Here is a 22,779-nt window from a genome sequence, read left to right on the forward strand (position 1 = left end):
GGGGAGCGGGCGCTCCCCCGGTAGCCTACCTCTACGATGCATCACTTGGTCAGCCAGTCGTTGAAGCGTTCGGTGAGCTTATCCAGGTTAGGGAGCCAGAATTCAGCGTCTGCAAAGAGCATCTTCTCTTTCTGTGCGGGCGCACTCGGCAAGCGAGCCTTGAGGTCTTCGGGAAGCAGGTCAAAGGCTTTCGCGTTCGTCGGGCTGTAGGGAATGTACTTGGACAACTCGGCCTGGACTTCTGGTCGCGTCGCGAAGTTGATGAAGTCCATCGCCAACTCCTTCTCCTTCACCCCCTTGGGAACGATGAAGGAGTCAGTGCGGAGCAGTCCCTGGTTCCACTGGATCGCGATCGGTGCCCCCTGCCGCTGCGCAGCGTCGATTCGCCCGTTCCAGGCATTGGCCATATCGACCTCACCGTCGGTGAGCAACTGGGCCGGTTGCGCACCCGCTTCCCACCAGACCGTCACGTGTGGCTTGATCTCGTCCATCTTCTTGAAGGCTCGCTCGATCCCCTCAGCGGTGCGCATGACCTGATACACTTGTTCTTTCGGCACCCCATCGGCCATCAGAGCGAACTCGAGGTTACCAACCGGTCCATCGACCTTGTCCATGGCACGCGGACCGGGGAAGTTTTGCACATCCCAGAAGTCCTTCCAACCTTGTGGGGGATTATTACCGAATTTGTCTGTTCGATAGGCCAGGATGAGCGCCCAATAAATGACTCCGACATCGAACTCACCGGCAATATCCTCGAAAAAGTTCGTTTTATCGACCAGGGAGTAATCGATCGGTTCCAAGTACCCTTGCTGGCCGAGCACCCGGCTTTCGAAGGTTCCCTGCTGTGCCACCGTCCACTCGACCGCCTTGGCGTCGACCATCGCCTTCAATTTCCCGATGTCGGTCGTATCTTCGACGATGGTCGCACCGGTGAGCCGCATGAACGGCTCCAGCACCGCCTTGCGCTGGGCGTCCTGCATCGCACCGCCGAACCCCGCGAAAACGAGTGTCTTCCCTTTCCACTTGTTGGGATCGTCGTATCCAGCGACCTTGAGGAGACCACCCTCTGGCGCTTGTGTCGGCGCCGCAGCCGGCGTCTGACCAGCGGGAGCCGCTGTCGGAGTCGCCTCTTGGCGACAGGCGGCCAGTGCGCTCACCCCCGCCAGTGTCGCACCGGACGCCAGCAGAGCTCGGAGAAACTGGCGGCGCTGGACGCGACTGGCTCGCTCCAGGTCCTTGAGTAGTCGCTCCCAATCTCGACTCATCGCAACCCTCCTTCCTCACGCGTCAACGACCCGCACACAGTATGCCACGATCAGTCCTCGAGCTCGCTGAAAGCAGCTTGGTTCGGCGTGGGAATCCACCATTCTTCACCGCGAACCGTCGTGATGTACTCTGGCCAGCGCAAGTCGATCGGGGGTACGAAATCGCGCGGCAAGAGGGGTGCCAACCACTGACTGCCACCGACACCGCCCCCGGTGCGTTCGCGAAACTCGTTCCAAGCACGTTCCAGTACCTCGGGGTATGTCACCAGATCCAGCAGTGTTGCCGCGATGACCTTACCGGCCACGAACATCCCTGGATCGACGATCTCGGGACGTCCACCCAGCGCGTTGTCCGCCCAGGCTGGGTACGCGTAATCGGGCGTCGGCGGGCGCAAACGCGGTCGAGCCGTGTACAAGCGCACCGTCGGAGCATGCCAGGTGTACTCCACATAGTCATCAGAAGTAAAGTTTCGCTGCCATTCCGGCAAGGCTGATCGCAGGCGAGCTTCGTACTCTTGTGGAGGAATCACCCGCTCGACATCGTCGACGAACGGATCGACCATCGGCTCGAGGCCGAGATTTCGCTGGATCTCGCGTGCGAACGCACGCGCTTCCTCACTGTAACGAGGAGGACCGACCAATTCCAAGTTGTCGTAGGTCAATTGCGCGAGCGTCAAATTCGGTAGTCCAACACGTGTCTTGCTGACCCAACGTACCGAAACGCGACAGCCAGTCACCTGAGCCGCACGTCTGGCATTGTTGGCGAGGACACGGTAAATCTGCTCCTGGATTCCCAGGCTCGGTGAACGCCACGCATATTGGATCTGGGCCAACCGAGGTGGCAGGTTGTCAGCAGTCGCGTCCCCCGCGACCATGATGAACTCGTTCAGCGTCCAGGAACCGGTATGCGGAAACATCGCCTCTTTGGTGTATTTGGTCATCGTGTACATCAGGCAGAGTGCGTCGATGGCTCCCGGGCACCGCGCTGCTGCGTGGGCTCCACCGACGTCTGGAAACAAGCTCCGGTCGATCCAACGCTCCGGCTCCACACACTCGAAGGAGAACACGCAGCTCCAGTACGAGCCGCAGTGCGTCTCCCAAGCAACCGTATTGGTGCCCTTCGGGTAATACGACGGGTGATAGGCGATGAAGGCATCGAATCCGTCATAGTACCCCTTCGCAGCGTGGATCGGTTTTGAGCCGCACACCTTCTCGGCTGGCTCACCGAAGAAGCGGAGCGTTCCCTCGAGCCGATGTCGCTCCATCGCGTATCGCGCAGCCAACACGCCGGTGAGTGCCGCCACACCGAGCATGGAATGTGGATCCGTGTGACCCGCTGCCCACGGATGCACGCCCTCGCGCGGCTTCCGGTACGGAACTGGTTCCTGGGAATTGCCAGGTACCGCGTCGTATTCAGCATAGGCTCCGAGGATCGGGCGACCCTCGCCCCAACTCGCGACGAAAGCGGTCGGCATGCCGCCCGAGCCGACCTCGACGGCAAAGCCATGACGCTGGAGGAGATCCACATAAGCGCGAGCCGACTTGTATTCACGCCACGCCGGTTCGGCATAGCGCCAGATTTCCAGATCGAAGGCGGACAACCACGGTGCATTGTCGTCGATCCAGCGGAATGCCGTGCGCTTCGCCTCCGTGAGTGCTGCCGTCATCGCGTCCCTCCGTCCGCGGGCTTCCCCGACGCCTCGTTGCCGTCACTCTTCGAGAGGCTCGTAGTAGTGCGTGTATTGGAAGATCGCGGCTTCGCGCAGTGAGGCTTCGTCGATCGCTCCAGCCAGTCGTTCAGGCGCAAACGCAGCCAGATCGACTGACGGCTGGCCCTGAACGATCCATTCGGCGAGCAAACGCCCGAGCGCCGGTGAAAACGAGAAACCGCTCCCGTTGCAGCCGCTCAGCACCCACAACCCTTTGACCCCTGGAACCGGTCCGACGATGAAGCGACCATCCGGTGTCATCGTAAACAGTCCACCGCGATGCTCCTGGACAGGCACATCGTGCAGTACCGGAACCAGGTTACGCACACTTTCCGCGCACTGTTGCAGAATTCCGAAATCGAGTGGAGTCATCTCGATACGAAAGTCGTCGCCGCGCGCGGTGGGATCGAACGGGAGCGGGTTCGCCTCGAACCCACCCCACATGAGACCACCTCGACACGGCCGGATATACACCGCAGCATCGAAGATCCGCACGATCGCCTGCTCGCTCCGCGTGCCACTGATCGGCTGTGTGATAGCCAGTTGGTGCCGCATCGGTTGGACAGCCAAGTCGGCACCAGCGAGGCGAGCAACCGCACGTACCCACGCTCCAGCTGCATCGATGACGATGTCGGTCTGGATCGTTCCCTCGGGCGTGTGCACAGCTCGAACCGCCGAATCGCGTACATCGATACCGATGACCGGCACGTTTCCGATGATGCGTGCACCGAGAAGCTCGGCAGCCTCACGAAAGGCGTGCAAGAGGCTCGCCGGTTCCTCGATGTAGATATCGCCCGGCACATAGGCTGCACGAAGAATCGGCTCGGCCTGCAGGAACGGTGCCACCGCTCGTGCCTCGCGCGCCGACACGAGATGAACTTCAGCACCCCAACGTTGGGCATCGCTCGCTTCCCGCTCGATGACGCGAGCATGGCGTTCGGTCCGCGCGACCATGAGACTTCCCGACCGGACATAGGGAAGCTTCACACCGAAGTCACGTTCGAAGTTCATGACCGTCTCGACAGCCAGACCGGCTAGGCGCGTCCGCAGTTCGTCCGCTTGCACGAGCTTGAAGAGACCAGCAGCGCGCGGCGACGTCTGGGAAGCGATCGGATATCGATCCAAGGCGACGACGCTGCGTAACCCCACTCGAGCCAATTGCAACGTGACGGAAAGGCCGAAGGCACCCGTACCGATGACGACAGCATCAGCATGACTCGGAACAGTCATCGAGCGCTTCCCCTCAATGTCGTCCGCGCAAGAGGACCGCATCCTCGGCTCGCCAGCTGAGAAGGACCTGTTCCCCGCGCTGCCAGCGCATCGTCTCCAACCTGCTCGGTTGCTTCACGGTCAAAAGCCGATCGCCGAGGAGACGAACGCGGAATTTGGTCGCTTCACCCACGTAAATGATCTCCTCGATGGTCGCCTCGGCGTGGTTCTCACCACGCCGCTCTTCGAGGACGATCCGCTCTGGTCGCAAAGCAACCGTCACCTGCTCACCGGCAGGCAGATCCTCTGCATCAGGAATGGCCACTCTCCAACCGTCTTCCGTGACCAGATAAGCGCGCCCATCACGTCGCTCCAGTCGCCCCATAAGAAAGTTGGATTCCCCGATGAAGCTGGCCACGAACTCGCTGACCGGCCGCTCGTACAACTCGCGCGGCGTTCCGATCTGCTCGATACGCCCATCACGCATGACGGCGATACGATCGGACATCGTCAACGCTTCTTCCTGGTCATGGGTGACATAGATCGTGGTGATATTCAGCGATTCTTGAATATGCTTGATCTCCAGTTGCATCTCTTCACGAAGTTTCTTGTCCAGCGCCCCCAAAGGCTCATCCATGAGCAGCACTGGTGGACGAAAGACCAAAGCCCGAGCGAGAGCGACACGTTGCTGCTGACCGCCGGAAAGTTGCCGAGGATAACGCTGCTCGAAGCCGGGAAGACGCACCAGTTGCAAAGCTTCTTTCACAGCCTGTTCGATGCGATCGCGCGGCCATTTTCGCATCTTCAATGGGAAAGCAATATTCTCCGCGACAGTCATATGGGGGAAGAGCGCATAATTCTGGAAAACCATACCGATATTGCGCTTATGGGGCGGTCGGAACGCAATATCCTCACCGTTGACGAGGATCTGCCCAGACGTAGGAATCACGAAGCCCGCGACCATCATGAGCGTCGTTGTCTTCCCGGATCCCGATGGACCGAGCAAGGTGATGAACTCACCGGGAGCGATGTCGAGTGTGACTCGATCAGCCGCAACGACGTCCCCGTAGACCTTGGTCAGTTCGATCAGCTGGAGCCGCGCCCCGAGATCAGCTTCCGCGCCCGACGCGGGTATCGATTTGATCGCAGCCATCATGTCACCATCCACCTCGACAGATCGCCTACCTTCTTGGCCGAAAAGTGCACAATGACGCAGCTCACCGCAGGATCTCGCTTCTCGATGCATCTGAAGGCGCCGGCACGGCGTGATAGACACCTGTAGGTTAGACGAAGGAGGATCGGCCGTCAACGATCACGCACGGCCGATCGTACGCCCTCAGCTCGAGCAAGAGCCCAACATCTTGGACTCATTCTTGGCGAGCTGTCGGCGCTGCTTCGACCGCTTCCTCGTCTTTGCTGAAGGGGAAGCGGTCGCGCAAGCTTTCCAGCGTTCGCCCGATCGTCGCGCTCAGCTCAGCCACCTCTTGTGCCACCAGTTCGCGAATGTAGGTATTGGTCTGGCCCATGCGCCGGAACTTCCGGTACCGCTCACGTACCAGCTTGTCGGGAGGAATGTCGACGATCTCGTTGAGCGCCTCGACGACGGCGTCCAGGACTAGAACAGCGGCATAATCTGGATCGCGGTGCGCCCCACCCTCCGGTTCAGGCACGATACCATCGATCACGTCGAGCCGCAGGAGATCCGGTGCGGTGATCTTGAGCGATTCAGCCACCTCCGGTGCCCGCGACGCATCGCGATAGAGAATCGCCGCTGCACCCTCCGGTGAGATGACGCTGTAGATCGCGTTTTCCAGCATGAGAACGCGGTCCGCAACCGCGAGGGCGAGGGCACCACCGCTCCCCCCTTCACCGATGATCACCGCAACTGTGGGAACCGGTAAGACGCTCATCGCCGCGATGCATTGGCTCAGCGCCGACGCGATTCCTCGTTCCTCTGCCCCTTCGCCGAGATAGACTCCCGGCGTATCGATCAAGGTAATCACCGGCATGCGCAAACGTGCTGCCAATTCCATCAGCCGCAACGCTTTGCGATACCCCTCCGGCAATGCCTGACCATTCCGCCTCCTCGGATCGCCATGTCCGCGTTCGTGTCCGATGATGATGACACCACGTCCGGCAATCTCACCGATCCCACCCACGATAGCCGGATCGTCGCCGAAGAGGCGGTCGCCGTGCAGTTCGATGAATTGTGGGCTGATCCGGCGGATCAAGTCGACCGTCGTCGGACGCTCCGGATGACGCGCCAGCTCGACGATGTCCCACGCCCGTCGCCTCGACACCTCGACCGAATGGTTACGACGCAAAACTGATCGGCCACTGATTGTCCCATGAGCGGACACGAGCCTGAGAATCAATCCGATCGTATCCCGCAAGCGTCGGCGATCGACGACTTGGTCGACGAAGCCGTGCTCCCACAGGAATTCGGCCGAGTGCGAGCGCAGCGGCTCATGTCCAGCGGTCTCCTTCACCACGCGCGGCCCCGCGAAGCCGATCAATGCCCCCGGTTCCGCGAGAATGATGTCGCCCTGGTTGGCAAAGGAGGCATAGATTCCACCGGTCGTCGGATGAGTCAGTACGGATATGTAGGGGACGTTGGAGTCGTGCGCACGCTTCGCTGCCGCAGTGGTCTTCGCCATCTGAACGAGGCTGAGAATGCCTTCTTGCATCCGTGCTCCACCTGAGGCAGAAACCGTCACGATCGGCAGATGGCGCTCAGCTGCCCGCTCGAACGCCAGCGTGATCTTTTCACCCACGACCGATCCCATGCTTCCGCCCAAGAAACGGAAGTCCAGGACAGCGAGCACGACTTCGTGACCACGAATACGCCCGATACCAGTCACGACTGCTTCACGCAGTCCGGTTTCTTCCCTCGCTTGGAGAATTCGCTTTCGATACGGCAAACGATCGGAAAAGACCAGTGGATCGACTGACACGAGATGCCGGTTGAATTCCTCGAAACTCTCGGGATCGACGAGCAGCCGGATCCGCTCGTCAGCCGAAAGCGTGAAATGGTGCCCACACTGTCCGCAAACACGATATCGCCGGTAGGCATCATCTTCGGTCAAATCCGCTGCGCAACGCGGACACGCAACAGGTCGCGACTCGAGCGACTCACTCGCGCCTTTTCCAAGCATCTTTCCTCACCTTCCGGTGTACCCGATCCCCCGGTTCGGCAAGCCACGACAACGCGATTATCATAGCCCATCGGGCAGAAGCTCCTCCCTTGCCGCCCCAGCGATCGGAGGGATTCATGCGTATCGGTTTTGTTTCCATACGGCACCGATCCAACACGTTCGCCCGCCACCACGCGTCTCTGGTCCTTTCTCCTTGGCCGCACGACAACCACAGGCAGGACGGAGACGCGAACTCCATCCTGCCCGGAGTCGAGTCCGACGGCATCGAACTCGTCCCGCTCGTCATGCCCGTTCACTCAGCAGGTGGACCGATCGGGTTCGCGGCCTTCTCGACGTTGCTCGCTGAGCTCGAGACAGTCCTGGCACAGCAGGACTCGCTCGACGGGCTCATCCTCGAAGTATCCGGTACACTCCTCGTCGAGGGACACAGTGGCGAGCTGCTCCTGCTCCGCCGACTCGTCGAGCGTTTTCCCTCCCTCTTCGTCGGCATTTTGGCTGATCAAGTCGCACAACTACCGGAAGCCGTCTTTGGTCTCACCCCACTCGTGCTCGGACCGCATCACTGGCCGGCCATCGATCGCGCGCAACGGCTCGCCCTTCTCGTCCGATTGCTCGCTCGCTGGATACGCCGAGAGATCACACCAGTCGCCACGCTCGAGCGTCGCACCGTGCTCCTTCCACTAGCGATACAGCGCACCGACTGTCCGCCATTCGATAGACTTCCGCAACTCCTCGCCGCTGTGGAACAGGATCCATCCATTCTCGCCGTCACCATCTTTCCTGGCTTCCCGTACGCTGACGTCGCGCAAGCCGGCATGACGGTCGTGGTGGTGACCGATACAGCCGCAGAACTCGGCAAAGCAACTGCTCGACAGTTGGCCGACTTCGTCTGGGACCGCCGCGAGGAAATCGCGTGGCCCACCCTCACCATCGAAGAAACGCTCCATCAAGCCATGCAAAACGAAAGTACCGGTCCCCATCTCATCCTCGACGCCGGCGATGCAACCGAGGCCGGGGCTCCCGGCGAGGGAACCGCCGCGCTGTGGGCCGCTCTGGATCTCGGGGCCCGACAAGCCTTGCTGTCGGCCATCGTCGATCCTGAAGCGATCGAGATCATTCTCCGCCACGGAGTAGGAACGCCTATCGAACTCGAACTGGGTGGAAAAACCGATCACCGTCACGGCTATCCGATCCCGGTTCGCGGCATCGTTCGACGAATCAGTCGCGGTCAGTATCGTCGCTGGTCCCCACTTGCGGGAGGCGAGCTGCTCGACGCTGGCCCTTCCGCGTGGCTCGAGATCGAGGGGCGCTACGAAAGCCGTCTCGATGTCATCGTGACGACTCGGCCGGTTCCTTTCGATGAACTCGGGCTGGCGCGTGCTCTCGGCATCGCTGTTGAAACCAAGCGGATCATCATCCTCAAGTCCGCAGTCGAGGCTCTGGCCTGGTGTCACCAGAGCGAACTCTCCACCCCGCCCGTGCGACCGGCGAAAGTGCTGCAGGCCGTCACTCCGGGCATCACCACACCCGACCTCGGCTTCTTCTCCTATCGATCGGTGATGCGACCCGCCTGGCCGCTCGATGCCTACTGAAAACCAGCGAGTCGATGAGCGACCTCGTCCAACACAGCAGCGAATGCATCGACGCCAGGCACGAGTAGATCGGCGAGTTGCTCCAGTTGTGCCGGTGCTTCTGGGCTCCAGACACCGATCACGAGAGCATGAACCTGACCAGTTGCTCGTCGTTCGACGAGCCAGCGCATGGCATCGAGATCAGTGACATCGTCCCCAGCAAAAACGACAGCCCCGAGTTGGTAACGGGTAACGAGCCGAGCGACTGCCGCACCCTTATCGACCGGGACCGGGGGTCGCAGCTCCAGCACCTCACGACCCTGACGGACCGATAACCCGCGTCGGGCTGCGACCCGCCGAACGACGCTTTCCACTGCCTGCCGGCGCGAGGCATCCCGCAGTCGCCGCAGATGCACGGTGACGGTTAACACCTTGTCCTCGACGAGCACGTCCGGACCGAGTCGCTGTAGTTCGGCAGCCGCCGCTCGGACCGCGGCGAGCCAGGGTTCGGCCTCGGAAGCGACCTCCACATGGTTTCCGACCAACCATTCGAGGCCGTGGTTGCCCACGATCACCAGTCCTGGAACCGCCAGCCGTTCAGCGACGTCGAAGGCGCGCCGACCCGAGACGACAGCGACGAGCGAAACGGTCGTGACAAGACGTTGCAAGGCTCGGCGGGCGACTGGATGGACGGTTGCGTTCTCCGGATCAGTGACGATCGGACTCAATGTCCCATCGAAATCGGTGATGATTCCCGCTCTTGTCTCCTGGAGTACTGCGAGCATCGCAGCAACGATCGATTCCAACGTTGTCCTCCCCGCACCACTGGACAGCAGTGCACCCTGCCCTGATCAGTTGCGGTGAGTCGTATACTGCGGCCGGAAGGAAGGGGGCAACTGGTGCCCATCGTTCGACCGCTCGTCCAGTATGCCCGCGGACTCCTGCAGTTACCTCGAGACATCCGATTATTCTTCCTGTATGCACTTTTCTCGAATGTCGCTATCGGTGCCTTTGCACTTCTTTACAACCTCTATTTACTGCAAGTTGGTTTCCGAGAAGATTTCATCGGTCTCGTCAATGCTGTCTCGACGGCATCCCTGGCTGTCTCCGCGTTATCGCTCGGGACATTGCTCCAGCAACGCGGCGCCTGGTGGTGTCTGACCGTCGGCACAGCCAGCTATATCGTGGCGTCGACACTGCTCGCCCTCATGACCAATCCCGGTGCGATCCTCGCTTGTGCACTTTTGCAGGGTCTGGCGACGACCTTTCTCTTCGTCCCACTCATGCCGTTCGTCATCGACCATGCCCCTCAAGCACAACGGTCGACCGTGGCTGCGGTTGCACTCTCGTTGACCTCCATTTCGGCAACGATCGGAAATCTCTTGGCAGGTTGGTCGCCAACCTGGTTCGGGCTGGCGTTCGGGCTCCCCGTTCCCGGCATTCTCTCTTTCCGCCTCGGGCTCGTGCTGAGCATTCTCGTTTGCGGACTCGCTCTCGTACCACTCGCACTCATGCGAGCACCTCGTCGCCGCTCATCCTCCACGAGCGAAGCTGCTGCCGGGCCCACCAAGGAAGGGCTTTCTTCCAAACAGATACGCAAATACCTCTCCGCTTTTGTTGTCGCTGGTGGCCTCTTGAGTCTCGGTAATGGTGCGATAGTACCCTTCTATAATGTGTATTTGAACGGACTCGGACTGTCTGCAGAGACTATCGGTATCGTATTTGCAGCAGCGAGCCTGATCGGTGCACTCTTCGGATTGCTCGGTCCGGCCATCGCACAGCGGTTGGGGCCCCTCGCCACTGTCACGCTACTGCGTCTCCTTCCAGTTTTTTTCTATGCGGTCCTCATAGTCATCCAAAGCGTTCCGTTGGCGATCTCAGCACATATCGTGCGCATGATTTCGATCTCCATGGCCTGGCCAATCGACTCCATGCTCATTGCCGAAACATTACCGCCAGCGCCCCGAGCACACGCGTTCAGCCTGCGCAGCGCGGCATGGAATATCGGGTTCGCTGGAGCGAGCTTCGTCGCCGGACGAATCATCGTCGAGGCAGGCTACGCACCAGCGTTCGTCGCCTATAGCGCATTCTGCACCCTGGCCGTCGCGTACTTCTCGTTGCGCTTCCGGCACCACCCAGCCGCACACGCACGGGTCCAGCCAGGTGTTTTGATCAGGCAGCGACCTCGTTAGGACCTTGGGTGGGTCGGTAGACTTTCGGCCAGTTCGTCGACCAGCAACCGCGCGATTTCGAGGCAAGACGTCGCTGCCGGTGAGGGAGCATTGCGAACGTGGACCACGCGACCGTGCCGCTCCAAAACGAAGTCGTCCACGAGCTGGCCATCCCGGGTCACGGCTTGCGCCCGCACCCCGGACGGACCGGGGAGGAGGTCATCCTCCTCGAGCTCCGGAACGAAACGTTGAAGCTCCCGCAGGAAGGCGCGCCGGCTGAAATCGCGCCAGAGTTCCATGAGACCGACACGCCAGTATCGACGAGCCAAGATACGAAAACCAGGATAGGAAACCGCTTCCCAGAGATCGCCCCAATCGACGTCTGTCCGACGATATCCCTCGCGGGCAAAGGCGAGAACGGCATTCGGCCCGAGCCAAACCGAGCCATCCAAGCGGGGAGTGAAGTGGACGCCGAGGAAGGGAAAGCGTGGATCGGGGACCGGGTAGACATTGGTCCGCACGAGGTGACTGCGTTCCGGACGGAGAACGTAGTAATCCCCACGGAAGGGCACGATGGCGGGGTCAGGTCCCCCACCGCTTGCTCGTGCCAAGCGATCGCTGAACAGACCGGCACACACCAGAGCGAAGCGTGTCTCGAGGCAACCAGCACTCGTTTCGATCGCGATCGTGCCGTTGCGCTGTCGGAAGGCCATCACGCGATGGCCCAAGCGAATTTCCCCTCCCGCCGTACGAATATCCTCGGCGAGTGCCTCCGCGACACGAACAAAGTCGACGATACCTGTCCGTGGCGACCAGAGTGCGCGCACCCCCGTCACGGCCGGCTCGCGCTCTCGTATCTCTTCCGGCCCGAGGAGCTGCAACCCCTGAACCCCGTTCGCTTGTCCCCGGTGGAAGAGTTCGAGCAAACGTGGAATCTCGTCCGGATTCGTCGCGACCACTAATTTACCGATCAACCGATACGGAATGCCCCGCTCCTCGCAGTAGCGGATCAGTTTCACTGCGCCGGCTACACAAGCGCGCGCTTTCAGGGAGCCTGGTCGGTAGTAAAGACCCGAATGGATCACCCCGCTGTTATGTCCCGACTGGTGCGCTGCGACGTTCCCTTCTTTCTCCACGACCGCCAGCTTCACGCGTGGGAAACGAAGCAGCAGTTCGCGGGCAGTGGCGAGTCCGACCAGCCCAGCACCCACTACAACGACATCGAACATCGCACTCACCCTCACATTCCCGGAGGCTCGCGCTCGAGCGTGAAGGTGCGGTTCCCACAGGCGCTACAGACTACTGGGCGATGCAGGCCACGCTCGAAGAATCCGCAGTTGGAACAAGTCCATCGAGTGAGAGCGAAGAGGCGAATCAGATCGGCCCGGGTGACGATACCGACCAGACGGCCCTCTTTCAAGACCGGAACGCGGCGCACGCGTTGCTGGACGATCAAGTCAGCGATCGACTCTGCCGGAGTCTCCTCCGTGACAGCGATGACATCCCGGGTCATGACTTCGCCAGCTGTGCGGCCACGCTTTGCCAAGAGATCGAACTCCGAGACGATGCCGAGCACGCGGCCCTCGTCGTCCGTCACCGGAACTCCCGTGATCCGGTGTGTCATGAGCAACCGTGCCACTTCCTCGACAGTGGTATTCGGCCGCACGGTCACGACATTTTCCGTCATGATCTCTTTTGCCAACACAGTGTCGACCGGATCACGTGTCATGAGCCGCCCTCCCCACCATCCGTGGATCGCGACAACCGCATCGTAGCATGTCACTCTTCCCGGCGCGAGCTTTTCCAGGTCGCGTGCAGCGGCTCAGGCATCTCGAGCTAGACGGCCGACGCGAGATCACACTGATGTCGATCGGCCATGAGAGCTGATCTCACGCACCGCCGCGCGCGGGCAGACGGTCCGCACTCGCCTCCTGCACCCCGTATACTTTGACCGTGAGTGTGCGGAGCCGATCGAGGAACGCCATGGTCAAGTCCGTCGATTTCGTGATCATCGGCGCCGGTATCATGGGATGCAGCCTGGCTTACCACCTGGCCGAACGCCGAGCAGGCCAGATCGTCGTGCTCGAGCGCGACGAAATCGCCCGAGGCGCAACCGCCGACGCCGCTGGCGGTATTCGCCTCCAATTCTCCACGGAGACGAACATTCGCCTTTCTCTCCTCAGCTTCGAGTATTGGGAGCATTTTCCAGAACTTTTTGGAATCGATATCGGTCTCCATCAACATGGTTATCTTTTCTTGTTGAACCAACCGCAACATATTGAAGTATTTCAGCAGTCTCTCCAGTTACAGCAGGCCTTGGGTGTGCCAGCCCGCTGGGTAGATCCAGATGAGATCGCTCGCCTGCAACCGGCGGTGCGGACCGACGACCTTCTCGGTGGAACCTACTGCCCGCGCGATGGCTGGTGCGATCCGTACTCAGCGACGATGGGGTTTGCCCGAGCAGCTCGGGAACTCGGCGTCGAGTTCCGTGAGCACTGTCCAGCCATCGGTTTTCGGATCGAGCAGGACCGTCTCCAGGCCGTCCTCACACCCGAAGGACTCTTGTCCTGTAGTGTCGCAGTCATCTGTGCAGGCCCGTACACTGGTGAACTCGGGAAACTGGCCGGTGTCGAACTACCGGTCCTTCCTTATCGCCGGATGAGCTTCGTGACCGAACCCTTCGACCTGGTGCCCAAGACGGTCCCGATGACGATCGAGTTCGAGACATCGCTGTACTTCCATCCCGAAGGGGACGGCTTTTTGTTCGGCATGGCCAATCCCGATGAGCCTCCTGGTTTCCGCAAGACGGTGGATCCCGAGTGGATGGCGCGCACCGTCGAGGCGCTTTGTCGCCGAGCGCCGGTTTTCGAGCATGCACGGATTCGCCGCGGGTGGGCAGGACTCTACGAAGTGACACCCGACGACAACCCCCTTCTCGGCTGGGTGGACGGGGTGGAAGGATTAGCGGTCGCCGCCGGCTTCAGCGGCCACGGGTTCATGCATGGTCCTGCTGTCGGGCGTTGCATGGCTGAGCTTCTTCTCGACGGTGCAGCGCGCTCGGTCGATATCAGCCCGTTCGATCCAGGGCGTTTCCGCCGAGGACGACTGATCCAGGAACAGAACGTGATCTGATTTTCCGATCGGAACGAGACGCGATGGTGATCGGAGTCTCTCGACTAGCTCTCGAGATCCCAGGAGCGCATTCTCTCAAGGAGAAGCGACGCGTCGTCAAATCGATCATTCAGCAAGTCCAGCACCGGTTCAATGTCGCGATCGCTGAGATCGATGGACATGCACAGTGGCAGTTCGCTGAAATCGGGATCGCCTGTGTCTCGACTTCACCGCAGCACGCCGACGAGATGCTGCGCCGCGTTCTCCAGTACATCGAGGAACACCTCGCTGAGGGATACTTGCTCGACTATTCCACCGAACTCATCCACATATCGTGAACAGGACGATTCCACTCTCGAGTCACCGTCGTCGCTGCGCCATCGTCGAACATCGAGTACCCTCCGCCGGTCCAGGTGGTTCGCTCGTGTGGACTTGCCATGCTCTGACGCGAGCAGCGCGGCGGTAAGCGGTCGATCAAGCCTAAGGCATGCGCTGATGTCGGCAGCATCTTCGCCGGAAACCTGTGATTCGGTAGACGAGACTTGGTGACTCGACACGGAAATACCGGCGAGCCGATAGTCGATACGGCGTGCGATTCAGCGTCGAGTAACGGCTCGACTACGATCACTCGCTCGACAGATGATCGATTCGCCCCGAAGAACCCTGCCACGAAGGCTTGACTACTCACATTTTCAGTCACTCCTCCCGCGACTCAGTTCGACGACAGTAGGCTCCCGATCTTCTGCCCCCAAGACCCATGACTCTTTCTGCTAGCAGAAAGAGTAGACAAAGATGAAGCTATCGCGTCGAAATCATGAATCCACCGCATCGAGAAATGATCCAACGCGCGAAGATCCCGTGCCCGCACAGGTCTGGCGTGTCGATGAAGCATACCTACCCTGTCACCGGTATCCAGGCTACGGGTTCACGGAGTCGACGTAACATGACCATTGGTCGCTCCGCTGCTGGTCGCTGCAGCTGCTCGATCGGAGAGAGGGTTCCGCGGCCGCAGTCAGGGAAACGTCCCCTTGCCGAGCTCATGAACGACGACGAACCCGAATGAGAGCCCCTCGGCGAGCGCTGGAGATTGCGCTCGCACCTCCGCACCTCGCCCAGCGAACCGGGAGTGACGTTCCCGTCGATCGGCGGAGCACGCCGTTCTCCCGCTCGGCACTCACGAGGAGAAAATCAGAAGTCTGTGCCGCTTAGGGCTCACGTCGAACGCCGAGCGGAGCGGAGTCGAGGAGCAGTAGTGGGCTGGGCGTTCGACGAACAGCGATCAGGCGCCGCTCCTTCCCAGCAGGAACGCATGCCCGGACAAAAGCCCGCGAGCCGATTCGCACCAGCACTCTTGCCCTGCGACTCTGGAGAAGCGACTCGTCGAGCATGCGTCCGCTGAGAGTACTCCGTAAGGTCGGAGGAGAAGCATCGCGTTCGAGCACTATCGGGCTGATCAGCGGGGCGATCCGGGTCGAAGGGACAGCTCTCGGCGCCGTTCTTCGATCAAGCGCATGAGTCGGCGACGCCGCAGCCGGAGGCCAGCCAGTTCGTGCCGCAACAACTCTTCCTGTCGGTGCACATACCGCTCGACGATCGCCATGCCCTTTCGGGCCAGCTGCCCGACCTCGGAACGCTCGAGCTCGCTCAGGCGCCGACGTAGCTGCGCCTCTTCGAGTTGGCGTTGGGCGACTCCACGCCGCAGTCCGTCGAGCCCATCCGCAGCGGCTGAGGAGCTATCCGTATTCCAGACGGCGAAGAGTCGCTGCAGTTGTTCCACGTCGCGTCGTTCCCAGGCCTGATTGACGAGCCGCATCAACTGTTCGCGCTGAATGCGTTCTTCTTGATCGCGCGCCAAGTCTGGATGGAGTAACCGGGCTAGCGAACGGTAGAGGCGCCGCAATCGCTGGCCTCCGCTATCATCACCCGTCATGTGCTGACAGAGGTACCCGTTGGATCCCTGCCACTCCTGGCGGAACGCTTCCTGGCGCCAGGTTTCGCGTTGGCGGCGCAACCGAAGGACCTCTTCATCGAGTTCCTCGTCAGAGAGCGGCTGGCTGACGCGCAGGAGACGGTCGAGACGAGCTTCGAGCAACTCCACTTCCTGACGGAGTTCATCGCACTCACGCTGAAGCGGTCCGAGCCGACGCTGTATGAGCGTTCGGACTTCCTGCTGTTCCAGTTCGAGGAGAGCGACCCGCTGCCGGAGCGAGCGAACGCGTTCCCCCCACTCCAGATAGTTGAGTTCCAATCGCACTCGATCGAGAATCGACAACGGTGCTGGAAGAAATTCAGTCATACGAACAGCTCGATCATTCGCACCTTCCACAACCGATCCATTCTAGTCTGACCGGCTTCCCAACGACCACTCGCTTTCCAAGAGGGGGTAAGATAACGTATCGTATTCCCCGGAGGCTGCGATGGAGCGGACGGCATGGCAAATACTCGTCGATGCCCTGGAGAAAGAAGGAATCTCGTACATCTTCGGCATGCCCGGTTCTCCGAAACATTTGTACGATGCCCTCTATGATGCTCCCCACCTGCGCCCGATCTTGGTGCGACACGAAACCGCTGGTGCCTTCATGGCGTATGCCTTCGCGCGGGTGAGCGGGTCACCAACCTGCTGTTTCGGTTGTCCAGGACCAGGAGTCGCGAATCTCGTGCCTGGCATCCTCGAGGCTTGGTCCGGCTGTACGCCGGTCTTGGCTCTCGGAGTCCGTGCGCCGATGCGGACGTTCGGGATGGGCGCGTTTCAGGAAGCCGATCATATCCGGATCTTCCGCCCCATCACGAAATGGGTAGCGACCGTAGAGCAGCCGGAACGAACCGGTTGGTACGTTCGACGTGCTCTCACGATCGCGACGAATGGCCAACCCGGCCCAGTTTATCTAGAAATTCCCGCCGATATCGCGCTCCGTCCAGTGTCGGCACCCCCGTATCAGGCAGCGCTTCGGGGAATTCGACCAGCACCGGATCCCGACCGGATCGACGCCGCCGTCGAACTCTTGCGCCGTGCCGAGCGTCCGCTCTTGATTTGCGGGAGTGGTGCGATCGCAGCCCGCGCCTTCGACGCCGTCCGCGCTTTCGTCGAACGCCTCGGTGTACCGCTCCAAGTAACCCCGGGTGGGCGCGGAATATTGGAAGAAGAGCATCCTCTTTTCGCTGGATTGGTCGGACTCTATCGGACCGAGTATCCGCGTTCAGTGTGGGAAGAGAGTGACCTCCTCGTAACGGTCGGCACGCGCATGGAGGAGTTCCAATCAGGAAATTGGACCTACTTCCCAGCCGGTGCCCGCCTCATCCAGATCGACATCGCGGCCGAAGAGCTCGGGCGCAACTGGGTACCGGACGTCGCGATCCAAGCCGACGCGCGCCTCGCACTGGAGGCGCTGCTCCAAGCGGCAGAGCGAGCCGGTGTGACTCGTCGAGAGGCACGCGTACGCGAACTGACCGAACGTCGCCGTGCCGCCATCGCTACCGCTGAAGCAACGCTGGACCCGACCACGCGACCGATCCGTGGAAAATTCGTCGCAGCGACGATCAACCGTGTGTTCGATCGTCGTACGATTCTCGTCATGGAAAATGGAGCCCAGGATCTATGGGCGTACTATTGGCCCTACTACCGTCTTCGCGACATCGGCGCTGCGGTGCCGCCGGCTGAGCAGACAGCGATGGGATTGGGAGTCTGTGGCGCGATCGGAGCAGCATTGGCTCGTCCAGACTGGTACGTGGTCTGCACGACTGGAGACGGTGCCTTTCAAATGGGTATGCACGAACTACCGACAGCCGTCGAGCATCGGTTGCGCGTGACCTGGGTGATCTTCGACGACCAGGCCCTCGGCTGGCCACGGTGGACTCAAAAGACCGCGCTCGGTGGACGCGTCATTGCCACTGAGTTCGCGGCAACGTTCGATTTCGTCGCCGTCGCCAAGGCAGCTGGCTGCTTCGCCGAGCGGGTTGAGGATCCGCTAGAACTGGCAGGAGCACTCGAGCGAGCGCGCAAGGCGAACGACAGCGGACAGCCAGCGGTCATCGATGTGCGCGTGGACAGTGACGAGCACCATCCGAGCTTCGTCGAATTCCACCGACTACGGTGACGCAATGCGGGGCGGTCTCCATGCTGGATCACACCGGACGTTACCGAACCCGATACGAAGACACGTTGCGAGCGCTCGGTCACTATCTGGACCAACATCGGTTCACCCGCATCGCGGTCATCGAAACCCCGGAAGGTTTTCTGGTCAAAGGGTATATCGCTGCGAGCGGTCGAGACGAAGAGCTGTTCGCCGTTGCTCCGGAGACACTGCTCTTTACCGATGAGGATCTCCGACAACTCCTCGAAGAGGCCTATCGGCGGCGAGGTACCGGCACGGGCAACTCATCGTCTACGCAATGACACCGTGGACAGGAGCATCGCCCATTTGCCGAGCGCGCAGCCGGACTAGAGGACCAAGTATCGAGCAGCCTACCGATCCCCGGCAGTGCTCATCGCTTCCCGGTTCCCGAACGAGTATATTGACCAAAACCATCGAATGCGCTCTCTTCGGCAGAACGTGCCGGATGTTCCTGCCGTCCGCAGTACGACACTGGGAAACACAGCGCGGACGGTAATCAGCATGCTCAGATGAGGAGCTCACGCGAGCATTTTTGAAAATCGCCTCGGCGCTCACGGTACGAGATGATGGTGAGACGGCGAGTCCGGTGACGCGCTCCAGGATGAACCATTCATCGCTCCGAAACCCTGCTACGGTGACGCAAATGGCATGAGCACGCGCTCCGTCGCTCGTAGCAGTAGAGAACGCGTACGAGGCTCGAGAGGGGCAACTTGTCATGTTCAGCATCGGCGATGATACTTGGTTGCGAGGGCGGATCGGGCCCGGTGGCCTGCACGGTCTTCAAAACCGGTGGGCGGGGTGACGAGCCTCGCCGGTGGGTTCGACTCCCATGCGCCCTCGCCAGCGGACGAACTGGGGTACGGGTGGGGTACGAGTAGGGTACGGCGTCTCGCACACACCAAGCCCCTACCAGCCGACACTCGACCAGCGGGGTCATGCGCTACACTGGTAGCTGCCAGTGCCCCGCACCGCATCGGTCGAGTCCCGGCGCTGCACCACCAGCAGCCGGAACACTCCGTCTCGGGATTGTCGACGTACCTTCAATGACTGCCGCTACTCTACCGCTCGGTGGCCAGTTGTCAACTGTCCAGCCGATCCTCGGCCCATCCATGAGTGTCTTCCCGGTCGTCCCACTCGAGCACGACGCGCCTCGTGGCGCTCCGCACGACACACTCCCCCGTCTCCAGACTCCACAGCCTGCCCTCTGCGTCCGGGAGCGTCACTGAAGTCCGGCGAGGGCTGAAACGGCAGACTTCATGCCGCCTGAGCCGGATTCTCCGATGCTCAGTGGGTATGCCTACCCTGCGGACGAAGTCGGTCACCATCTCCCGGCTGCGCAACTGGGAGCCCCCCTCTGTACCAGGCCGGTGAAGAACTCCGCTCGAGACCCTTGACGACACGGGACGTGGTCTCCGGCTCGCTGTGCGCCGGGTACCATGCTCGCGCCCACGAGACACATTCTTACTTTCGATCGCACAGGCGTCGCTCTCCTTCTCGGCTGGTGACGGCGCTTTGGCCCAAGCTCAGCCCGATCCCGAAGAACGCGCACATCCTCTACCGGCTATCCGAAACGCGGTCACTTTAGGGCTTGCACCTGAGGGCATCGCGAATTACTATAGGCATGAAGTGAAAAGCGGGAGGTGGAACTGAACAGAGAGACGCGGCCAGCACCGAGTATCCCGGATGGCATCTGGGGGTGCCTGTTGTGATTCGACAGGAAAGGGATGCGTGCAATGACCGATGACGTCCTGTCCGGGACAGCAATCGAAACAACTCCTGACATATCGTTTTACTGCGCACTCCTCGAGGAACTCCGCATCGAGGTGCTCCCCACCGTGGAACTAGACAAGGTCATCGCCGCGGTTCCGCCGAAGGCAACCTTGGCGGTGACGAGCTCACCTGCGCATGGAGTCGAAGGCACCTTGACCACCGCTCTCGCGCTGCGCCAACACGGTTATCGAGTCGTCCCCCATCTCGCCGCACGGGCCCTGCGCAGCCACCAGGATCTCGCGTCCCTCTGGCAGCAGTATGTCGCCGCCGGTATCGACGAGGTGTTCGTCGTTGGCGGTGATCAGACAGAGCCAGCCAGCGAGTTCCCCGACTCCCGGACCCTCTTGACAGCGCACGTCGAGCTCCAACCACGCCCGCGACGGATCGGAATCGCTGCCTATCCAGAAGGACACCCCCACATCCCAGCCGATGTGCTCGAAGCGGACCTCCTGACGAAGCAAGCCCTCGCCGATTACGCTATTACCCAGCTGGTGTTCGATCCCGATTCACTGGTGCGGTGGCTCACGAGAATGCGATCGCGCGGCTTCATTCTGCCACTCTATCTCTGTCTACCCGGCACGCTGCGACTCGATCGTTTGATTCGTATCGGCCTCCGCCTCGGCCTGGGAGCCTCGCTCCGCTACCTCGAAAAGCAACGAGGTCTGGTCGGTCGCCTGCTGACCGGCGGCATTCGCTATGATCCGAGTGACCTCTTGGATGAACTGGCCCGGCGCCCCGCTGCAATCCAAGGCGGGATTGTCGGCATTCATTGGAGCAGTTTCAATGCTCTCGCGAGCGTCGTCGAGTGGGTCCATGCCAAGCGTGCACGTCTCGGTTGCTCAGGGGAAGGAGTGCAAACATGAGCGGAACGCAGCTCAAAAAGCTGCGGCCGGTCAGCGAGATAGCCAATGAGCTCGGTCTTTTGCCAGAGGAAGTTGAGCTCTATGGCCCCTACAAGGCGAAAATCACGCTCGACGTGCTCGCACGGCTCGACACTCCACGGGCACGCTACATCCTCGTTACGGGAATCAACCCTACTCCATTCGGTGAAGGGAAGACGACCGTCTCGATCGGTCTCGGTCAGGCTTTCGGACGGTTTGGACTCCGCTCCATCGTGACCGTCCGCCAGTCATCCATGGGCCCCGTCTTCGGAACGAAGGGGGCGGGTGCCGGTGGCGGTGCGGCTCAGCTCCATCCGTTCCCGGACCTCGCCTTGCACTTTACTGGCGACCTGCATGCAGTCACGAGCGCCCATAACCTACTCGCGGCCTTGATCGACAACGCACTCTACCATGATGCCATCCCCCTCGATCCCCGCACGATCACTTGGCCGCGCGTGCTCGACCTCAATGACCGCGCACTCCGCCAACTGATCGTCGGACTCGGCGAGACGCCCCGCACTATTCGGGCTACCCGTTTCGACATCACGCCCGCCTCCGAAGTGATGGCCATCCTCGCCTTGGCACGTGACTATCACGATTTGCGCCAGCGCCTTGGGCAAATCGTAGTCGGTCGTACGTGGCAAGGACAGGCCGTCACAGCAGAGGACCTCGGGGGTGCCGGCGCGATGGCTGCCCTGCTCGTCGACGCCCTCAAGCCGAATCTCGTCCAGACGAGCGAGGGAACCGCCGCCTTCGTGCACACCGGCCCCTTCGGCAACATCGGCACTGGCACGTCGTCCGTAGTCGCCGATCTCATCGCGGTGCGACTGGCCGACGTGGTCGTGACGGAGGCCGGTTTCGGCACTGATCTGGGAGCCGAAAAGTTCTTCCACCTCAAGTGCCGGGCGAGTGGCTTGGCTCCCCACGCTGCTGTGCTCGTCACCTCGGTCCGCGCTCTCAAGGTCCAAGGCGGCAAAAGCATCCGAGACATCGAGACAGGGGGCGAGGATCTAGCGGCACTCGAGGCGGGCTTGCCGAATCTTTACAAGCACCTGGAGAATCTCCGCATCTTTGGCGTCCCGGCAGTGGTGGCAATCAACCGGTTTCCCACCGACACCCCACGGGAAATCGAACGCCTCGCCCAGGCGGCCCGCGAGGCAGGTGCCTGCGACGCCGCCGTAGTCGAGGTGTTTGCCCGCGGTGGGGAAGGGGGCCTCGATTTGGCCCGTGCCGTGCTCCACGCTGCCCAGGAGTCACCAGCGTTCCGCCCAGTATACGAACTCGATTGGCCGCTGGAACGCAAGGTCGAAGCCGTGGCGCGCACGTTGTATGGTGCGGGAGCCGTCCGCTTCAGTCCTGTCGCCAAACGTCAACTCGACGACCTCGTTCGACTCGGCTACGACCGGCTGCCGATCTGTATGGCAAAGACCGCCCAGTCACTCAGTGCTGATCCGAACGTGCTCGGCCGACCTGAAGGCTTCACTGTCGAGGTACGCGAACTGCGCCTCTTCGCCGGTGCAGGTTATGTCGTCGTTCTCCTCGGAGATATCCAGACGATGCCGGGACTCGGTCGTCATCCGCGAGCCGCACATATCGATATCGACGAGCACGGCAGGATTCTGGGCGTTTCGTAGAGATCCTCGCGAGAAACAGCCGGTAAGGGTCATCAGTGAAAGGAGTGTTCCATGACCAGCGAAGCACCGCGCACGCTGCACGAGGTGCTGGAGCGCGCACCGAGCGTGCAGGAGTTGCTCTACCATAACCCGACCGGTGCCCGGGTCTACCCCGTCGTCCCCCCCGAGTTCACCAACTGGCGGGACGAACA

17 protein-coding genes and 1 tRNA gene are annotated in these 22,779 nt (G+C 61.2%); 9 read left to right on the plus strand and 9 right to left on the minus strand.

Going from position 1 to position 22,779, the window contains the following annotated elements:
- Window positions 1–41: 41 nt before the first annotated feature.
- The 5 genes from ACWIVK_RS01810 to accA form a co-directional block, all read right to left on the minus strand.
- Window positions 42–1,265, minus strand: coding sequence for an extracellular solute-binding protein (locus ACWIVK_RS01810; RefSeq protein WP_448574815.1), 1,224 nt, complete (start codon window positions 1,263–1,265; stop codon window positions 42–44).
- 50 nt (window positions 1,266–1,315) lie between these two features.
- Window positions 1,316–2,932 carry an amidohydrolase gene (locus ACWIVK_RS01815; protein WP_448574816.1) on the minus strand — a complete coding sequence of 539 codons (1,617 nt, stop codon included), beginning with the start codon at window positions 2,930–2,932 and terminating at the stop codon, window positions 1,316–1,318.
- 42 nt (window positions 2,933–2,974) lie between these two features.
- The gene (locus ACWIVK_RS01820; protein WP_448574817.1) at window positions 2,975–4,204 is read right to left on the minus strand and encodes an NAD(P)/FAD-dependent oxidoreductase; all 1,230 of its coding nucleotides are present in this window, start codon (window positions 4,202–4,204) and stop codon (window positions 2,975–2,977) included.
- A gap of 13 nt (window positions 4,205–4,217) precedes the next feature.
- Complete coding sequence (locus ACWIVK_RS01825; RefSeq protein WP_448574818.1) at window positions 4,218–5,339, minus strand: ABC transporter ATP-binding protein; 1,122 nt, start codon at window positions 5,337–5,339, stop codon at window positions 4,218–4,220.
- A gap of 211 nt (window positions 5,340–5,550) precedes the next feature.
- Window positions 5,551–7,338, minus strand: coding sequence for an acetyl-CoA carboxylase carboxyl transferase subunit alpha (gene accA, locus ACWIVK_RS01830; RefSeq protein WP_448574819.1), 1,788 nt, complete (start codon window positions 7,336–7,338; stop codon window positions 5,551–5,553).
- 116 nt (window positions 7,339–7,454) lie between these two features.
- Here accA and ACWIVK_RS01835 point away from each other — a divergent pair, with 116 nt between their 5' ends.
- Window positions 7,455–8,930 (plus strand): M81 family metallopeptidase, encoded by a 1,476-nt coding sequence (locus tag ACWIVK_RS01835; protein WP_448574820.1) that lies wholly within the window; start codon window positions 7,455–7,457, stop codon window positions 8,928–8,930.
- Here ACWIVK_RS01835 and otsB read toward each other — a convergent pair.
- Entirely contained in the window at window positions 8,924–9,715 is a 792-nt protein-coding gene (otsB, locus tag ACWIVK_RS01840; RefSeq protein WP_448574821.1) for a trehalose-phosphatase, read from the minus strand. The two genes, ACWIVK_RS01835 and otsB, sit on opposite strands and share 7 nt — an antisense overlap.
- A gap of 93 nt (window positions 9,716–9,808) precedes the next feature.
- Between otsB and ACWIVK_RS01845 the strand changes: the two genes are divergently transcribed.
- The gene (locus ACWIVK_RS01845; RefSeq protein ID WP_448574822.1) at window positions 9,809–11,101 is read left to right on the plus strand and encodes an MFS transporter; all 1,293 of its coding nucleotides are present in this window, start codon (window positions 9,809–9,811) and stop codon (window positions 11,099–11,101) included.
- Here the strand turns inward: ACWIVK_RS01845 and lhgO are convergent.
- A complete protein-coding gene (lhgO, locus tag ACWIVK_RS01850) occupies window positions 11,098–12,309 on the minus strand; it encodes an L-2-hydroxyglutarate oxidase (RefSeq protein WP_448574823.1) in 1,212 nt (403 codons plus the stop codon). The genes ACWIVK_RS01845 and lhgO overlap by 4 nt on opposite strands.
- Before the next feature lie 11 nt (window positions 12,310–12,320).
- Window positions 12,321–12,809: a CBS domain-containing protein gene (locus tag ACWIVK_RS01855; protein ID WP_448574824.1), complete on the minus strand. Its 489-nt coding sequence runs from the start codon at window positions 12,807–12,809 to the stop codon at window positions 12,321–12,323.
- Between the two features lie 254 nt (window positions 12,810–13,063).
- On the opposite strand from ACWIVK_RS01855, the gene ACWIVK_RS01860 reads away from it, so the two are divergent.
- Together ACWIVK_RS01860 and ACWIVK_RS01865 are read left to right on the plus strand one after the other, a co-directional pair.
- Window positions 13,064–14,212: an NAD(P)/FAD-dependent oxidoreductase gene (locus ACWIVK_RS01860; protein ID WP_448574825.1), complete on the plus strand. Its 1,149-nt coding sequence runs from the start codon at window positions 13,064–13,066 to the stop codon at window positions 14,210–14,212.
- Between the two features lie 23 nt (window positions 14,213–14,235).
- On the plus strand, window positions 14,236–14,529 hold the full coding sequence (locus ACWIVK_RS01865; RefSeq protein ID WP_448574826.1) for a DUF503 domain-containing protein: 294 nt from the start codon (window positions 14,236–14,238) through the stop codon (window positions 14,527–14,529).
- Window positions 14,530–15,644: 1,115 nt separating this feature from the next.
- Here ACWIVK_RS01865 and ACWIVK_RS01870 read toward each other — a convergent pair.
- Entirely contained in the window at window positions 15,645–16,487 is an 843-nt protein-coding gene (locus ACWIVK_RS01870) for a molecular chaperone DnaJ (protein WP_448574827.1), read from the minus strand.
- 121 nt (window positions 16,488–16,608) lie between these two features.
- On the opposite strand from ACWIVK_RS01870, the gene ACWIVK_RS01875 reads away from it, so the two are divergent.
- From ACWIVK_RS01875 to ACWIVK_RS01895, 5 genes are all read left to right on the plus strand, one after another.
- Window positions 16,609–18,285, plus strand: coding sequence for a thiamine pyrophosphate-binding protein (locus ACWIVK_RS01875; RefSeq protein ID WP_448574828.1), 1,677 nt, complete (start codon window positions 16,609–16,611; stop codon window positions 18,283–18,285).
- A 20-nt stretch (window positions 18,286–18,305) separates the two neighbouring features.
- Window positions 18,306–18,584: a hypothetical protein gene (locus tag ACWIVK_RS01880; protein WP_448574829.1), complete on the plus strand. Its 279-nt coding sequence runs from the start codon at window positions 18,306–18,308 to the stop codon at window positions 18,582–18,584.
- A gap of 465 nt (window positions 18,585–19,049) precedes the next feature.
- Window positions 19,050–19,146: transfer RNA gene (locus ACWIVK_RS01885), tRNA-Sec, on the plus strand.
- An 890-nt stretch (window positions 19,147–20,036) separates the two neighbouring features.
- Entirely contained in the window at window positions 20,037–20,936 is a 900-nt protein-coding gene (locus ACWIVK_RS01890) for a methylenetetrahydrofolate reductase (RefSeq protein WP_448574830.1), read from the plus strand.
- On the plus strand, window positions 20,933–22,588 hold the full coding sequence (locus tag ACWIVK_RS01895) for a formate--tetrahydrofolate ligase (RefSeq protein WP_448574831.1): 1,656 nt from the start codon (window positions 20,933–20,935) through the stop codon (window positions 22,586–22,588). The genes ACWIVK_RS01890 and ACWIVK_RS01895 overlap by 4 nt, the downstream gene beginning before the upstream one ends.
- The last annotated feature ends 191 nt before the right edge of the window (window positions 22,589–22,779 follow it).

It is taken from the genome of Thermomicrobium sp. (genome assembly GCF_053493975.1).

Excerpts from the sequence above, each read along its gene's own strand:
- ACWIVK_RS01835 (WP_448574820.1), top strand. The coding sequence starts at position 7,455 with ATGCGTATCGGTTTTGTTTCCATACGGCACCGATCCAACACGTTCGCC.
- lhgO (WP_448574823.1), bottom strand. The coding sequence starts at position 12,309 with ATGTTCGATGTCGTTGTAGTGGGTGCTGGGCTGGTCGGACTCGCCACT.
- ACWIVK_RS01895 (WP_448574831.1), top strand. The coding sequence starts at position 20,933 with ATGAGCGGAACGCAGCTCAAAAAGCTGCGGCCGGTCAGCGAGATAGCC.
- ACWIVK_RS01825 (WP_448574818.1), bottom strand. The coding sequence starts at position 5,339 with ATGATGGCTGCGATCAAATCGATACCCGCGTCGGGCGCGGAAGCTGAT.
- ACWIVK_RS01870 (WP_448574827.1), bottom strand. The coding sequence starts at position 16,487 with ATGACTGAATTTCTTCCAGCACCGTTGTCGATTCTCGATCGAGTGCGA.
- ACWIVK_RS01890 (WP_448574830.1), top strand. The coding sequence starts at position 20,037 with ATGACCGATGACGTCCTGTCCGGGACAGCAATCGAAACAACTCCTGAC.
- accA (WP_448574819.1), bottom strand. The coding sequence starts at position 7,338 with ATGCTTGGAAAAGGCGCGAGTGAGTCGCTCGAGTCGCGACCTGTTGCG.
- ACWIVK_RS01820 (WP_448574817.1), bottom strand. The coding sequence starts at position 4,204 with ATGACTGTTCCGAGTCATGCTGATGCTGTCGTCATCGGTACGGGTGCC.
- ACWIVK_RS01855 (WP_448574824.1), bottom strand. The coding sequence starts at position 12,809 with ATGACACGTGATCCGGTCGACACTGTGTTGGCAAAAGAGATCATGACG.
- ACWIVK_RS01810 (WP_448574815.1), bottom strand. The coding sequence starts at position 1,265 with ATGAGTCGAGATTGGGAGCGACTACTCAAGGACCTGGAGCGAGCCAGT.
- ACWIVK_RS01880 (WP_448574829.1), top strand. The coding sequence starts at position 18,306 with ATGCTGGATCACACCGGACGTTACCGAACCCGATACGAAGACACGTTG.
- ACWIVK_RS01815 (WP_448574816.1), bottom strand. The coding sequence starts at position 2,932 with ATGACGGCAGCACTCACGGAGGCGAAGCGCACGGCATTCCGCTGGATC.
- ACWIVK_RS01865 (WP_448574826.1), top strand. The coding sequence starts at position 14,236 with ATGGTGATCGGAGTCTCTCGACTAGCTCTCGAGATCCCAGGAGCGCAT.
- ACWIVK_RS01875 (WP_448574828.1), top strand. The coding sequence starts at position 16,609 with ATGGAGCGGACGGCATGGCAAATACTCGTCGATGCCCTGGAGAAAGAA.
- ACWIVK_RS01860 (WP_448574825.1), top strand. The coding sequence starts at position 13,064 with ATGGTCAAGTCCGTCGATTTCGTGATCATCGGCGCCGGTATCATGGGA.